The organism is Pseudomonas sp. Y24-6, assembly GCF_020295325.1.
Classification (GTDB): Bacteria; Pseudomonadota; Gammaproteobacteria; order Pseudomonadales; family Pseudomonadaceae; genus Aquipseudomonas; species Aquipseudomonas gregormendelii.
Genome location: NZ_JACBXG010000004.1, coordinates 182,246 through 196,062 on the forward strand (window position 1 = coordinate 182,246; position 13,817 = coordinate 196,062).

General features: G+C 59.8%; 14 protein-coding genes. 3 read left to right on the plus strand and 11 right to left on the minus strand.

Features of this window, described 5'->3' with window-relative positions:
• Window positions 1-18: 18 nt before the first annotated feature.
• From ubiB to ubiE, 3 genes are read right to left on the minus strand one after another with little or no spacing between them, the layout of a single operon-like run.
• A complete protein-coding gene (gene ubiB / locus HYI44_RS09665; protein ID WP_045061959.1) occupies window positions 19-1,623 on the minus strand; it encodes a ubiquinone biosynthesis regulatory protein kinase UbiB in 1,605 nt (534 codons plus the stop codon).
• Complete coding sequence (locus tag HYI44_RS09670) at window positions 1,620-2,243, minus strand: SCP2 domain-containing protein (RefSeq protein WP_122841474.1); 624 nt, start codon at window positions 2,241-2,243, stop codon at window positions 1,620-1,622. The genes ubiB and HYI44_RS09670 overlap by 4 nt, the downstream gene beginning before the upstream one ends.
• Window positions 2,243-3,013 (minus strand): bifunctional demethylmenaquinone methyltransferase/2-methoxy-6-polyprenyl-1,4-benzoquinol methylase UbiE, encoded by a 771-nt coding sequence (ubiE, locus tag HYI44_RS09675; RefSeq protein WP_007948968.1) that lies wholly within the window; start codon window positions 3,011-3,013, stop codon window positions 2,243-2,245. Before ubiE ends, HYI44_RS09670 begins: the two co-directional genes overlap by 1 nt.
• Window positions 3,014-3,167: 154 nt before the next feature.
• Between ubiE and HYI44_RS09680 the strand changes: the two genes are divergently transcribed.
• The 3 genes from HYI44_RS09680 to HYI44_RS09690 all read left to right on the plus strand — a co-directional run bounded on the left by HYI44_RS09680 (window position 3,168) and on the right by HYI44_RS09690 (window position 4,971).
• Window positions 3,168-3,443, plus strand: coding sequence for a polyhydroxyalkanoic acid system family protein (locus HYI44_RS09680; protein ID WP_045061957.1), 276 nt, complete (start codon window positions 3,168-3,170; stop codon window positions 3,441-3,443).
• 204 nt (window positions 3,444-3,647) lie between these two features.
• On the plus strand, window positions 3,648-4,070 hold the full coding sequence (locus tag HYI44_RS09685) for a phasin family protein (RefSeq protein WP_045061956.1): 423 nt from the start codon (window positions 3,648-3,650) through the stop codon (window positions 4,068-4,070).
• Between the two features lie 10 nt (window positions 4,071-4,080).
• The gene (locus HYI44_RS09690) at window positions 4,081-4,971 is read left to right on the plus strand and encodes a phasin family protein (protein ID WP_122841475.1); all 891 of its coding nucleotides are present in this window, start codon (window positions 4,081-4,083) and stop codon (window positions 4,969-4,971) included.
• Window positions 4,972-5,138: 167 nt separating this feature from the next.
• Here HYI44_RS09690 and HYI44_RS09695 read toward each other — a convergent pair whose 3' ends face one another.
• From HYI44_RS09695 to HYI44_RS09730, 8 genes are all read right to left on the minus strand, one after another.
• Complete coding sequence (locus HYI44_RS09695) at window positions 5,139-5,759, minus strand: TetR/AcrR family transcriptional regulator (protein ID WP_122841476.1); 621 nt, start codon at window positions 5,757-5,759, stop codon at window positions 5,139-5,141.
• A 27-nt stretch (window positions 5,760-5,786) separates the two neighbouring features.
• The gene (gene phaC, locus HYI44_RS09700; RefSeq protein WP_122841477.1) at window positions 5,787-7,469 is read right to left on the minus strand and encodes a class II poly(R)-hydroxyalkanoic acid synthase; all 1,683 of its coding nucleotides are present in this window, start codon (window positions 7,467-7,469) and stop codon (window positions 5,787-5,789) included.
• Between the two features lie 129 nt (window positions 7,470-7,598).
• On the minus strand, window positions 7,599-8,453 hold the full coding sequence (phaZ, locus tag HYI44_RS09705; RefSeq protein WP_045061952.1) for a poly(3-hydroxyalkanoate) depolymerase: 855 nt from the start codon (window positions 8,451-8,453) through the stop codon (window positions 7,599-7,601).
• 137 nt (window positions 8,454-8,590) lie between these two features.
• Entirely contained in the window at window positions 8,591-10,270 is a 1,680-nt protein-coding gene (gene phaC, locus HYI44_RS09710; protein WP_225569300.1) for a class II poly(R)-hydroxyalkanoic acid synthase, read from the minus strand.
• A 256-nt stretch (window positions 10,271-10,526) separates the two neighbouring features.
• The gene (locus HYI44_RS09715; RefSeq protein ID WP_225569301.1) at window positions 10,527-10,898 is read right to left on the minus strand and encodes a gamma-butyrobetaine hydroxylase-like domain-containing protein; all 372 of its coding nucleotides are present in this window, start codon (window positions 10,896-10,898) and stop codon (window positions 10,527-10,529) included.
• Window positions 10,899-11,028: 130 nt separating this feature from the next.
• A complete protein-coding gene (gene hslU, locus HYI44_RS09720; RefSeq protein WP_122841480.1) occupies window positions 11,029-12,369 on the minus strand; it encodes an ATP-dependent protease ATPase subunit HslU in 1,341 nt (446 codons plus the stop codon).
• 55 nt (window positions 12,370-12,424) lie between these two features.
• Window positions 12,425-12,955: an ATP-dependent protease subunit HslV gene (hslV, locus tag HYI44_RS09725; RefSeq protein WP_007948954.1), complete on the minus strand. Its 531-nt coding sequence runs from the start codon at window positions 12,953-12,955 to the stop codon at window positions 12,425-12,427.
• A 154-nt stretch (window positions 12,956-13,109) separates the two neighbouring features.
• Window positions 13,110-13,817, minus strand: a complete 708-nt coding sequence (locus tag HYI44_RS09730) for an SPOR domain-containing protein (protein WP_045061948.1) — start codon at window positions 13,815-13,817, stop codon at window positions 13,110-13,112.

A 13,817-nucleotide genomic window follows, 5' to 3' on the forward strand; every position in this document is an offset into this window, starting at 1 on the left:
AGCGGATCACACAACTGGCTATCGGCGAACGACCAGATACAAACCGACCGCCATCATGATTCCGGCTGGCCAATAGGCCAGGTCGTTCAGCGGGCCGCCGATCGCGAGTACCGCGCCGCCCGCCAGGTGAGCGGTGCCGAGCAGGCGCAGGAACCAGTCGTCACGTCGCCGGTGCCAGGGTGGCGGCGGGTCGTAGGCGTGAGGCTGGGACATGCGTTCGAGCAGGTCGCGGGCCATGTTGGCCAGGTGCGGTAGCTGTTCAAACTGGCTCTGCACGTTGCCCAGCAAGGCTTTGGGGCTGACGCGCTCGCGCATCCAGCGTTCGAGGAACGGTTGCGCGGTGTTCCACAGATCGAGGTCCGGGTACAGCTGGCGGCCCAGGCCTTCGATGTTCAGCAGGGTTTTCTGCAACAGGACAAGCTGCGGCTGTACTTCCATGTTGAAGCGTCGAGCGGTCTGGAACAGGCGCATCAGCACCTGGCCGAATGAAATATCTTTTAACGGTTTTTCGAAGATCGGTTCGCATACTGTGCGGATCGCCGCTTCGAATTCGTTGAGTTTGGTTTCCGCCGGTACCCAGCCCGAATCGATATGCAGCTGGGCCACTCGCCGATAGTCGCGTTTGAAGAAAGCGAACAGGTTGCGGGCCAGATAGTCCTGGTCTTCCGGGGTCAGGCTGCCAACGATGCCGCAGTCGATCGCAATGTACTGCGGGCTCCACGGGTTGACGGTGCTGACGAAGATGTTGCCCGGGTGCATGTCGGCATGGAAAAAGCTGTCACGGAACACCTGGGTAAAGAAGATTTCGACGCCGCGTTCGGCGAGCATCTTCATGTCGGTGCGCTGGTCGGCCAGGGTCGCGAGGTCGGTCACCTGAACCCCGTAGATGCGCTCCATCACCAGCACTTTGGGCCGGCACCAATCCCAATAGACTTGCGGCACGTAGAGCAGTGGCGAGCCTTCGAAGTTGCGCTTGAGCTGGCTGGCGTTGGCGGCTTCGCGCAGCAGGTCGAGTTCGTCGTAGATGGTTTTCTCGTAGTCCTGGACCACGTCCACCGGATGCAGCAGGCGCGCATCGGCCGAGAGCTTTTCTGCCGCGCGAGCCAGGATGAACAGCCATGCCAGGTCCTGGGCGATGATCGGCTTGAGGCCCGGGCGGATCACCTTGACCACGACTTCTTCACCGGTCTTGAGCTGCGCGGCATGCACCTGCGCCACCGAAGCCGAAGCGAGTGGTTGGACGTCGAATCGGCTGAACACTTCGCTGATCTTCTTGCCCAGCTGCTCTTCAATTAGCTTGATCGACACTTGCGAATCGAACGGCGGGACACGGTCCTGCAGCAGCATCAATTCATCGGCGATGTCTTCCGGCAGCAGGTCGCGGCGGGTGGACAGGATCTGCCCGAACTTGATGAAGATTGGTCCCAGGTCCTGCAGGGCCAGGCGCAGTCGGGCGCCGCGGCTCAGCTCAAGCGTTTTGCGCGGGAACCAGCGCCACGGCAATGCATACCGCAGCGCCAGCAGGAACCATGGCAGCGGCAGGGCGAACAGCAGGTCATCGAGACGGTAGCGAATCACAACGCGCTGGATGCGCAACAAACGGCGGACGGCAAGCAGCTTCATGCGTTATCGCTTGGGTCGAGGGATCGGGAAAGGCGCTCGAAACGCGCCTCGAGACGTTCCAGATCAAGTTTGATCTGGTCCAGTTCACTGAAACGGGCTTCGGCTTCGCGCTGACCGACGAGGGTGCGCGATTCTTCGGCCAGGTATTCGCCCAGGTTTTGGCCGAGGCTGACAAATCCTTGCTGGTACCAGCGCGCGCGACTGCGCAAATGACCGCCGACCAGTTGTGTTGCCACAGGTCCCAGCCAGCGCGAGAGTTCGTACTCCCAGTCCAGCTCGAGGTCCTGGAGGATCGCCGCCAGTTCCAGCAGCACGCCGCTGTCGCCGTCGAGCTCGACTTCCGGGCCGTGCAGCACGGCCGTCTTGTCCTTGCTCATGGCCAGTTTCAGCAGGCTTGAGGCCGGGGCACGCAAGGTGCAGTCGGCGCCGGTCTCCCACTGGGAGGCGAGCATCAGGCCTTCGTCGCTGGGCAGGATGAACAGCTGGAATGCCGGGCTGCGGCAATCGACGGCGATCACTCTGCCACTCAAATGCGCCAGGCGCGGCAAGGCCGTGCTGTCGAGGCGCAGCACCCGGTTAAGACCGAGCTCAACGCTGGCGAGCAGGCCGGCCAGCAACATCAGGGTTTGATGCCGCGGTGCAGGGCAACGATACCTGCGGTCATGTTGTGATAGGTCACGCGGTCGAAACCGGCCTCGACCATCATCGACTTCAGGGTTTCCTGGTTCGGGTGCATGCGGATCGATTCGGCCAGGTAGCGATAGCTTTCCGAGTCGTTGGTGATCAGCTTGCCCATCAACGGCATGAAGGCGAACGAGTAGGCGTCGTAGGCTTTGGACATCAGCGCGTTGGTCGGTTTGGAGAATTCCAGCACCAGCAGGCGGCCACCCGGCTTGAGTACGCGCAGCATCGAACGCAGGGCGTCTTCCTTGTGCGTCACGTTGCGCAGGCCGAAGGCGATGGTCACGCAATCAAAATGGTTGTCCGGGAAGGGCAGCTTTTCCGCATCGGCCTGGACGAATTCGACGTTGCCGGCAACACCGAGGTCCAGCAGGCGGTCACGACCGACCTTGAGCATGGATTCGTTGATGTCGGCCAACACGACCTGGCCGGTAGGGCCTACCAGGTGCGAGAATTTTTTGGTCAGGTCGCCGGTGCCGCCAGCGATGTCCAGCACCCGGTTACCGGTGCGAACACCCGACAGTTCGATCGCAAAACGCTTCCACAACCGGTGCATGCCGCCCGACAGGAGGTCGTTCATCAGGTCGTACTTGGCGGCTACCGAGTGGAAAACCTCAGCGACTTTTTCCGCTTTTTGGCTTTCCGGAACGTTTTTGAAACCGAAGTGAGTGGTGGGTTCGGCATCGCTGCCTTTGCGCTGATCAGTCATATCGCTGTCACCAGAAGAGAATGCGGGACATTCTAATCCCGGTGGCCTGCTTTGTCTTGGAGTGGCTAAAGGTAAGATAGGCAATCACCGGGACGTTTTGCCGCAGCGGCGGTCAAGATGCTTCAGGAAGCATTCATAAAGCAGGAGTCATTTGATGGCCCGTATTAGTGTTGAACGTGCCCACGCGCTGGGCAAGGAAGCGGCTCGCGAGAAGGCCGACCAGCTGGCGCAGAAACTGTCCGATCAGTATGGCCTGGAGCCGCAGTGGGCGGGCGATACCCTGAATCTCAAGCGCTCGGGGGTGAAGGGCGCGGTGCATGTGGCCGAGGATTCGATCAAGGTCGACGTGGAGTTGGGCCTGATGATGTCGGCCATGAGCGGTATGATCAAAGCCGAGATTGAAAAGGCGCTGGACAAGGCCCTGGCCTGAAGCTCAAAAGATCGCAGCCTTCGGCAGCGCCTGCAGAGTCCACATTCCCCTGTAGGCGCTGCCGAGGGCTGCGATCTTTTCATTCAGGCACCACCGTTTCATGTCAGTTGTTAGGGTGCCGTTTCTAATTATTCTCACTACTTTGTGCCTGAGCCCGACTCTTTCGCGGGCAGTTCCTCAAACCTTCTGCGCGTGAGGTGCACCATGGCCAAAGTTATTTTGAAGAAAAAAATCGACGCTTCGACATCTGCTCTGGGCGACGTCAAATCTTATGCCCGCAAGATCTGGCTGGCAGGCCTGGGGGCCTACACCAAGGTCGGCCAAGAAGGCAGCGAATACTTTCAGGAGTTGATCAAGGAAGGTCAAACTGTTGAAAAGAAAGGTAAAAAGGTAGTTGCGGAAAAACTTGAAGCCGCCAACTCCGAGATCGATGAAGCAAAGAGTGAAGTCAGTAGTTTCAAAGGCAAAGTCGAACTGCAACTCGACAAGGTCGAGAAGGCTTTTGACTCGCGCGTTGCAAGTGCCTTGAATCGTATCGGCATTCCGTCTAAACATGACGTTGAGACACTCTCTGCTAAGCTCGATGAGCTGACGGCATTGCTCGAACGCGTCGCGCGTAAATCTTAAGGAGAACGGGATGGCTGGTAAAAAGAACACCGAAAAAGAAGGCAGCTCGTGGATCGGGAAAGTTGAAGACTACTCCCGCAAAATCTGGCTGGCCGGTTTAGGCGTGTACTCGAAGATCGACACTGACGGCAGCAAGCTCTTCGATACCTTGGTAAAAGATGGCGAGAAAGCCGAGAAGCTCGCCAAGAATGCAGTCGGCGATAAAGTCGATGCGGCAAAAGACTCCGCCACGTCGGCCAAGTCGCGCATCAGCGGCGTGAAAGATCGTGCACTGGGCAAGTGGGATGAGCTCGAAGGGGCTTTTGACAAGCGCCTGAATAGCGCCATTTCGCGTCTGGGCGTGCCGAGCCGTAATGAAGTCAAGGCACTGCATAGCAAGGTCGATACCCTGACCAAGCAGATCGAAAAACTCACCGGCGCCAAGGTCGCGCCAGTGGCGACTAAAACCGCAGCGGCCAAACCGGCTGCCAAGCCACTGGCCAAAGCTGTCGCCAAGCCGGTAGCCAAGACTGCAGCGAAAGCCGCGTCTGCCGCCAAGTCGGTGGCCAAGACTGCCGCAGCGAAACCCGCTGCAGCGAAGTCAGCCGTCAAATCTGCTGCTGCAAAAGCCACCGCCAAGCCGGCAGCCAAACCTGCGGCCAAGACGGCTGCAGCCAAACCTGCTGCAAAAAGCACAGCGGCCAAACCCGCTGCCAAGCCAGCGGCAAAACCTGCCGCAGCGAAGAAGCCTGCAGTGAAGAAGCCGGCGGCGCCGAAAGCCGCTGCAGCAAAACCAGCCGCAACGGCTGCCGCCAAGCCGACCCCGGCCCCGGCCAGCACGTCGAACTCGGCCGCCGCGCCGACCCCGGCTGCAACCCCGACTGCCGCGCCAGCACCATCGACGCCAACCAGTCAGTCCTGATTCCAGGACTCAATAAAAACGCCCGGCCTGCAAAGGTCGGGCGTTTTTTTATGCACAGCATCATCCCTGTAGGAGCTGCCGAAGGCTGCGATCTTTTGATCTTTAAAAATCAAAAGATCGCAGCCTCGTTTCACTCGGCAGCTCCTACGGTGGTGGACGGTGATCTTTTACCCGTGTTCTTCCAGGTATTGCATCGCCAGGTGCTCGGTCGCCACCTTGATCGGCGGCAACAAGTGCGGCGCCACCAGCATCATGATCTGGTAAACCACCAACCGGACCTCACCCTCGCGATCGAGGATCCGCTGGTAGTCCAGTGAAAACAGCAAGGTCATGGTGATCTGCTCTACCAATTGCCCAAGTGCCTGGGTATCGCTGACCAGCTGCCCCTGAGCCTTCAAGCGCGCCAACAGCGAGGCCAGCGTGCGCTTCAACGCGTTGAGCAGGTTGCGGATCCCCTTGGCCAGCTTGGGCAGGCGGCCTGCCAGATTGGACAGGTCCTGAAACAGGAAACGGTAATGCGCCAGCCGCTCGACAATCAGGTGCAGGAACAGCCAGTAATCTTCCGGTGCCAAATGCGCGTCCGGCGGCGGGTCGAGCAGCGGCGACAGTTCGTTTTGAAAGCGCTCGAACAAACCCAGTATCAGCGGCTCCTTGCCGTGAAAGTGGTAGTAGAGGTTGCCCGGGCTGATGCCCATTTCGTTGGCCACTTCCATGGTCGAAACGTTCGGTTCGCCCTTCTGGTTGAACAACTGCAAGGCACATTCGAGAATCCGGTCGCGGGTCTTCATCCAGTCTTCTTAATGGTTCGTTGAACGTCAGCGCACTCGCACATAGGTGCCGGGTGCAGCCTCCATCGGTGGATAGTTCTGATTGCCGAGGGCCATGTGCGTTTCTTTCTGCGCCCCTGAGCGTGCCTGGACCCAACTCAGCCATTGGGTCCACCAGCTGCCGTCGACCTGCTTGGCGTCATAAAACCAGGCCCGTGGGTCGAGGCTGAGTTTGGCGCCTTCGACGAAATTGGCTTTCGGGTTGCTCGGCGGGTTGAGGATGCTCTGCACGTGGCCGCTGTTGGACAGCACGAAACGCCTGTCGCCGCCAAGCAGCAAGGTGGAGCGGTACACCGCATCCCACGGCGTGATGTGATCGTTGATGCCGGCCACGCTGAAGCTGTCGACCGTGACCTTCTGCAGGTCGATTGGCGTGCCGCACACCTCCAGCCCGCCGGGGTGACTCAGCGGATTGTGTTTGAAGAAGTCCAGCAGATCGCCATGCAGCGCCGCTGGCAGACGGGTGTTGTCGTTGTTCCAATAGAGAATGTCGAAGGCCGGCGGTTCTTTGCCCAGCAGGTAATTGTTGACGAAGTAACTCCAGATCAGGTCGTTGGGACGCATCCAGGCGAACACCTTGGCCATGTCGCGGCCGTCCAGCACACCTTTCTGGTAAGAGCGACGCTTGGCCGCTTCCAGTGTCTGCTCATCGGCGAACAGGGTGGCGGGGGAGTCCATCTGACTGTCCAGCAGGCTGACCAGGTAGGTAGCGCTGGAGACCCGGCGCAACTGGCGCTTGGCCTGCAGGTGACCTTGCAGCGCGGCAATGGTCAGGCCCCCGGCGCAGGCGCCCATGAGGTTGACCTCCCGCGCGCCGGTGATCGCCCGGCAAACGTTCATCGCTTCCTCGACAGCTTCAACGTAGGTCGAAAGACCCCATTCACGGTGACGTACATCGGGGTTGCGCCAGCTGATCATGAAGGTCTGCAGGCCATTTTTCAGGGCGAACTGGACGAAGCTGTTGGCGGGGCTCAGGTCAAAAATGTAGTACTTATTAATCTGCGGCGGCACCACCAGCAAGGGTTTCGAATACTGTTTCTCGCTCATCGGCCGGTACTGGATCAACTCCAGCAATTCATTGCGAAACACCACGGAGCCTGTGGTTGTCGCGACGGTTTTACCGACTTCGAAGGCCTGTTTGGTGACTTGCCGGGGCAGGCCGTCGTTGTGCAGCAAGTCATCGACCAGATGGCTGATTCCGCGCACCAGGCTGTTGCCACCCGAGTTGAAGATTTCCTTGATTGCCAGCGGGTTGAGCAACGAGTTGGAAGGTGCCACGGCGTCGTTGAGCAAGGCGAACGCGAAGTGCGCGCGGGCTCGATCGTCGGGGCTCATATTGCTCTCGTCGATCCAGCTTTTGACCTGCTTCTGCCAGCTGAGATAGGCCTGAAGGCTGCGGCGGTAAAATGGATTGAGACTCCACGCGGGGTCGGCAAACCGATTGTCCTGCGGGTTGGTCGGGTGCAGGGTTTCGCCCAACAGCACGCGACCCAACTGGCCGCCGAACTTCAACGCGTGCCGGGCACTGTGCAGCGGATTGCGCAAGCCGTGAGCGGCCACACTGCGCAAGGTCGACAGCATATCGCGGCCACGCAAGCCGGTAATCGCACTTTGTGCGTTGATGAACGCGGCGGGAGTGGGCAGGGAATCCCGCACTGGTTTTTCGCGCATGACTCAACACTCCTTCGTCTTCAGGCCAAAAACAAACTCACTGGACCAGAACACCATAGCCGCACTAACGGGTTGTTGCGCGGTACGGCGTCCTGCCGATTCCTTTTTGTGACCAAACGCCGGTGCCGGTTAACCGCCCAATGGCGCCGGATGCGGGTGCATCACTGCGCGCTGGCGTTCCTCTTCGAGGAATTTCATGATGATCGGCGCCACCGCTTCGGCCCTGGTGATCAGGAACAAATGACCGTCATCGATGATGTGCAACTGAGCGTTGGGAATCCGCCAGGCCAGCAGGCGCATGTTGACCAGGGGGATCAATGGGTCGTCATCACCGGCCAGAACCAGGGTCGGCTGGTGAATTTTGTGCAGCCAGTGAATGCTGGTCCAGCCAAGGCCGGCGAACAGCTGCCAGTAATAGCCAAGCTTGCCCGCTGAACGGACTTTCGCCGCATGGCTGGCCGCCAGGGTCGAGTCGCGGCGGAACGAGCCGCCGTAAATCATCGGCGCGATACGGATCACATGGGACGGCTGGATGTAGCGCCTGGGGCTGGCCATCATCCACAGTACTTTGGGTTTACCCGGGACCATCACCGCACCGGCCGCAGTCGCAGCCAGGACGAGTTTCTTGCAGCGTTCGGGGTAGTCGTAGGCAAACTGTTGGGCCAGGGCGCCGCCCCAGGACACGCCGATCACGTTGACCCGGCCGTAGTCGAGGTAGTCGAGCATGCGTGCCGTGAGTTTCGCCAGGCCCGGAAAGCGGTAGGGCCGACTTGGCGTCGACGAGCCACCCACTCCCGGAACATCGAAGGCGATGACTTCCAGGTCCGGGTCCAGCGCCGCGACAAACGGAAATACCAGCTCCAGGTTGGCGCCGATGCCGTTGAAAATCAGCAAGGGCGTCAAATGAGGCTTGCCGGGGCGTACGGCGGTCCGGAGGGTCTGGCCATCCAGGTCGACGGTACGAAAAATGAACGGTTGCGGCATGCTTCAGGCCCTGTGGGTGAATTCATCCCCGAACGCCGTAGGAGCTGCCCAGGATTGCGATCTTTGATCTTGATTTTGAAAAACCAGAATCAAAAGATCGCAGCCTGCGGCAGCTCCTGCAGACCGGGGTGTATCGGTTACCGCTCGTGTACGTATGTGCCCGGTGCAGCTTCGCCGGCGGCGAAGGTCTTGTTGCCCAGGCTGGTCGGCGATTTCTTCAGCTTGCCTGAACGCTCCGCCTGCCAGGCCTGCCAGTGCAGCCACCAGGAGTCCGTGTGCTTGGTGGAATTCTCCTGCCACTGCTCGGCGTTCACCGCCATTTCGCTGCCGGTCATGTAACGTGACTTTGGATTGCCAGGCGGGTTCAGGATGCTTTGGATGTGGCCGCTGCTCGACAGCACGAACTCGACGTTACCGCCAAACAGTTGCGCCGACTTGTAGCAGGATTTCCACGGCGTGATGTGGTCGTTGGTGCCGGCGAGGGAAAAAATGTCGGCCGTGACCTGCTTCAGATCGATGGCGGTGCCGCACACTTCCAGTGCATTCGGGCGGATCAGTGGGTTGTTTTTGAACATCTCGATCAGGTCGCCGTGGAAGGCGGCGGGCAATCTCGTGGTGTCGTTGTTCCAGAACAGGATGTCGAACACCGGCGGCTCGTTGCCCAGCAGGTAGTTATTGACCCAGTAGTTCCAGATCAGGTCGTTGGGGCGCATCCAGGCGAAGACTTTCGCCATGTCGCGGCCTTCCAGTACACCGGCCTGATAGGAGTGGCGCTTGGCGGCTTCGAGGGTTTGCTCGTCGACGAACAACGCCACGTCGCTGTCCAGCGTCGTGTCCAGGACGCTGACCAGGAGCGTCAGGGCATTGACCTTCTTCTCGCCGATCGCGGCATAGTGGCCCAGCAGCGCAGTGCAGGTGATCCCGCCGGAGCAGGCGCCGAGCATGTTCACATCCTTGCTGCCGGTGATAGCGGTGACGACGTCGACTGCTTCCTTGAGTGCTTCGATATAGGTCGACAGGCCCCACTCGCGCTGCTCCTTGGTCGGGTTGCGCCAGCTGACGATGAAGGTCTGCACGTTGTTGCGCAGGCAGAACCGCGCCAGGCTCTTGTCCGGACTGAGGTCGAATACATAGAACTTGTTGATTTGCGGTGGAACTACCAGCAGCGGGCGCTCGTGCACCTGCTCGGTGATCGGCCGGTACTGGATCAGCTCCAGTACGTCGTTGCGAAACACTACCGCGCCTTCGGTCACGCCCAGGCTCTTGCCCACTTCGAACGCACCCATGTTGACCTGGCTGGGCATGCCGCCGTTGTGTACCAGGTCCTTGGCCAGATGCGAGAGGCCGTCGAGCAGGCTCTTGCCCCCGGTTTCGAAAAAGCGTTTGACCGCCGCCGGGTTGGCTGCACTGTTGGTCGGGGCCATTGCCTCGGTCATGAGGTTGATGACGAAGTGCCCGCGGGCGACATCCTTGGGCGAAAGACTGCTGTCGTCGATCCAGTCGTGGAGTTCCTTGCGCCACGCCAGGTAGGTTTGCAGATAACGTTTGTAGAGCGGGTTCTGGCTCCAGGCCGGGTCGGCGAAGCGGCGATCATCACCGGCAGGCTGGAGTTCGGATTTACCGAACAGGACATTCTTGAGTTCGAGGCCGAAATGGGCAACGTGCTTGACGCTGTGAATCGGTTGTTTGATGGCTTGGGTCAGCACCATTCGAGCTGAGCCCAGAAGATCCTTTCTACGCAGTCCAACGACAGGATTCAGCCCCAAGGTATTTTCCGAGGCCTGAGATTTCAGGTCATCGTTATTCTTGTTACTCATCTACGACGCTCCATTGTCCTGAGACGAGTACCTGAGTCCAGCTGTGTAGTCACACAGCAAATGCCAGGTACTACTACTCGGGTGACCGATAGTTCTGCACCACTGCTTTTATGCAGAGAGCACTGCAGGGAACTTGCCAGCTCCATTGGTTACCCGAGTTTAATTTTTTTCGCAAGCGGGCTAATCGTCGGCCCTGGAGCGGAGCATTCAAACAGATGAAATTAGAAAATGCCTTCTAATGAGCAAGAGGTGCGGACTAGAGCATCAGCCTGACGACGGATTGCTGCGGGTCGCGGGTTTTTCCGGCAGCCTTGAGCTCTGCAAGATAATCGTTCCAGAGGTCTTCCTGGCGCACGCCCAGCTGATACAGATATTCCCAGGTGAACAGGCCGCTGTCGTGGCCGTCATCGAAGGTCAATTTCAGTGCGTACTGACCGGCCGGTTCGACCTTGCTCAGGCCGACGCCGATCTTGCCAAATTGCAGGATGGGTTTGCCGTGGCCCTGGACCTCGGCGGAAGGGGAGTGCACGCGCAGGAATTCTGCGGGCAGGTGGTGTTCCTCGCCGGACGCGTATTTCAGCGACAGGGTTTTCGAGGCTTTGTGCAGCTTAATGTCGGTGGGGATCATGGCCGGATGTCCGTGTGGTGACGCACCCTGTAGGAGCTGCCGCAGGCTGCGATCTTTTGATTTTTGACCCTGAGAAAATCAAGATCAAAAGATCGCAGCCTTTGGCAGCACCTACGGGGCCGCAGGTGACCTACAGGATATAACGGGACAGGTCTTCGTTCTGCGCCAATTCGCCCAGGTGGCTGTTGACGTATTCGGCGTCGATCATGATCACCTTGTCGTCGTGGGCGCTGGCGAGGTCGCCGGCACTGAACGACACTTCTTCCAGCAAGCGCTCCAGCAGCGTGTGCAAGCGACGGGCACCGATGTTCTCGGTCTTTTCGTTCACCTGCCAGGCGATCTCGGCGATGCGCTTGATCCCGTCCGGCTGGAACTCGATGCCCAGGCCTTCGGTTTTCAACAATGCGCAATATTGCTCGGTCAGGGACGCATGTGGCTCGCTGAGGATGCGCTCGAAGTCTTCTGGCGTCAGTGCCTTGAGCTCAACGCGGATCGGCAGGCGACCTTGCAGTTCCGGCACCAGGTCGCTCGGCTTGCTCAGGTGGAACGCACCCGAGGCGATGAACAGGATGTGATCGGTCTTGACCATGCCCAGCTTGGTATTGACGGTGCAGCCTTCGATCAGCGGCAGCAAGTCGCGCTGCACGCCTTCGCGAGAGACATCGACGCCGCCGGAGTTGCCGCGCTTGGCGACCTTGTCGATTTCGTCGATGAACACGATACCGTGCTGCTCAACCGCTTCCAGGGCCTTGGCCTTGAGCTCTTCGTCGTTGACCAGGCGCCCGGCCTCTTCGTCGCGCACCAGTTTCAGCGCTTCCTTGACCTTGAGCTTGCGCGCTTTTTTCTTGCCCTTGCCCATGTTGGCAAACAGGCTCTGCAGCTGGTTTGTCATTTCTTCCATGCCCGGCGGCGCGGAGATATCGACGCCGGCCGTTTCGGCGACTTCGATTTCAATCTCCTTGTCATCCAGCTGGCCTTCACGCAGGCGCTTGCGGAACAGCTGGCGGGTATTGGAGTCGGCAGACGGAGCCGCTTCGTCACTGTTGAAGCCCGCGCGTGCCGGTGGCAGCAGGGCGTCAAGAATGCGCTCTTCGGCGGCATCTTCGGCGCGGTGGCGAACCTTGGTCATTTCCTGTTCGCGCAGCAGTTTCATCGCGGCATCAGCCAGGTCACGAATGATCGATTCGACATCGCGACCGACATAACCGACTTCGGTGAACTTGGTCGCTTCAACCTTGATGAACGGCGCGTTGGCGAGCTTGGCCAGGCGACGGGCGATTTCGGTCTTGCCGACACCGGTCGGGCCGATCATCAAAATGTTCTTGGGGGTTACTTCAACGCGCAGCTCTTCGGGCAGCTGCATCCGGCGCCAGCGATTACGCAGGGCGATGGCGACGGCGCGTTTGGCATCGTCCTGGCCGATGATATGGCGATTGAGTTCGTGGACGATTTCACGGGGAGTCATGGACATAATAATTGGCGGACCTCAAGCAAGAATGAGCCGTGGCACAAAGGCCGAAACAGGCTTATTCGGCGCAGTCCTGCTCCTCAATGGTCTGGGTGTGGTTGGTGAATACGCAGATGTCGCCAGCGATGCCGAGTGCGGTTTCGACGATTTCCCGGGCGGACAGGTCGGTCTTCTTCAGCAGCGCGCTTGCGGCGGCCTGGGCGTAACCGCCACCGGAACCCATGGCGATCAGGCCTTCTTCAGGCTCGACCACGTCGCCGTTGCCGGTAATGATCAGCGAAGCATCCTTGTTGGCCACTGCCAACATGGCTTCGAGACGACTCAGAGTACGGTCGGTACGCCATTCTTTGGCGAGTTCGACAGCAGCGCGAACCAGGTGACCCTGATGTTTCTCAAGCTGACCTTCAAACCGCTCGAAAAGGGTGAAGGCGTCAGCCGTGGCCCCGGCAAAACCGGCGATAACCTGGCCGTGGTACAGGCGTCGAACTTTCTTCGCGTTGCCTTTCATCACGGTATTGCCGAGAGAAACCTGGCCGTCGCCGCCCATGACGACTTTGCCGTGGCGGCGAACTGAAACGATGGTGGTCAAGGGAGAGTCTCCACGCAGCGGGGCGAAAATGCCTTATGGAAACTCATATGGGGGTGGTGACGGGTTTTTCAACTGCGGGGAGGGAGAGAGGACGAGCGGTGTGGCAGCTCCTACAGGGATTGTTGTCTCCTGAGGGAGCTGCGATGGCAAGAACTCAGCGGCTTTGGCGTTGTTGTAACAACAGGTTGCTGAAGCCGCTGCCCGCCAGTTGTTTCTGCGCGGTGGTCAGTTGTTCGCGATTGCTGAACGGCCCGACCAGCACCCGGTACCAGGTCTCGTCCTTCACGGTGCCGGACTCAACCGCCACGGCCTGGCCCAGCAGGATGATCTGCGCCCGAACCTTGTCTGCGTCAGCCTCCTTGCGGAACGAGCCGGCCTGCAGGAAGAACTTGGTCACCGGTGCGGCCTTGCTCACCGGCGGCGCTGGCGGTGGGGTAATCCCGGCCAGTGCTGCCTGCGCCCGCGCAGTGTCGATCTTGGCAGCCTGCTCCGGCGTCACCGGAGTGGTCGGAATCGCGGGCACCTGGGGTGTCGGCAAGGTTTTTTCCGGCACGGCATCGGCAGGCACGATGACTTCCGATTCCGGCAGCAACGTGTAGAAGTCGTACTTTGGCTTCACCGGTTGCGTCGGGCTCGGCGGGGTCTTGTTGGCCTCGGCGATCCGGGTGGCTTTCTGTTGCTCGATCTTCTCGCGCTTGACGCTCTCGCTGCCTTTGCCAGGCTCCAGCTTCATCAAAAATACAATGAAAGCACCGACCGTCAGGCCGATGGCCATCCACAGCCATCCCGGGATCGGTTGCTTGGCAGGTGCCTGGTAACGGCTGGCGCCACGCTTGGGTGCAGGTTTTTTCTTGGCAGCCAA

Excerpts from the sequence above, each read along its gene's own strand:
- phaC (WP_225569300.1), bottom strand. The coding sequence starts at position 10,270 with ATGAGTAACAAGAATAACGATGACCTGAAATCTCAGGCCTCGGAAAAT.
- HYI44_RS09680 (WP_045061957.1), top strand. The coding sequence starts at position 3,168 with ATGGCCCGTATTAGTGTTGAACGTGCCCACGCGCTGGGCAAGGAAGCG.
- HYI44_RS09690 (WP_122841475.1), top strand. The coding sequence starts at position 4,081 with ATGGCTGGTAAAAAGAACACCGAAAAAGAAGGCAGCTCGTGGATCGGG.
- HYI44_RS09670 (WP_122841474.1), bottom strand. The coding sequence starts at position 2,243 with ATGTTGCTGGCCGGCCTGCTCGCCAGCGTTGAGCTCGGTCTTAACCGG.
- phaC (WP_122841477.1), bottom strand. The coding sequence starts at position 7,469 with ATGCGCGAAAAACCAGTGCGGGATTCCCTGCCCACTCCCGCCGCGTTC.
- HYI44_RS09715 (WP_225569301.1), bottom strand. The coding sequence starts at position 10,898 with ATGATCCCCACCGACATTAAGCTGCACAAAGCCTCGAAAACCCTGTCG.
- HYI44_RS09685 (WP_045061956.1), top strand. The coding sequence starts at position 3,648 with ATGGCCAAAGTTATTTTGAAGAAAAAAATCGACGCTTCGACATCTGCT.
- ubiE (WP_007948968.1), bottom strand. The coding sequence starts at position 3,013 with ATGACTGATCAGCGCAAAGGCAGCGATGCCGAACCCACCACTCACTTC.
- phaZ (WP_045061952.1), bottom strand. The coding sequence starts at position 8,453 with ATGCCGCAACCGTTCATTTTTCGTACCGTCGACCTGGATGGCCAGACC.
- hslU (WP_122841480.1), bottom strand. The coding sequence starts at position 12,369 with ATGTCCATGACTCCCCGTGAAATCGTCCACGAACTCAATCGCCATATC.
- ubiB (WP_045061959.1), bottom strand. The coding sequence starts at position 1,623 with ATGAAGCTGCTTGCCGTCCGCCGTTTGTTGCGCATCCAGCGCGTTGTG.
- HYI44_RS09695 (WP_122841476.1), bottom strand. The coding sequence starts at position 5,759 with ATGAAGACCCGCGACCGGATTCTCGAATGTGCCTTGCAGTTGTTCAAC.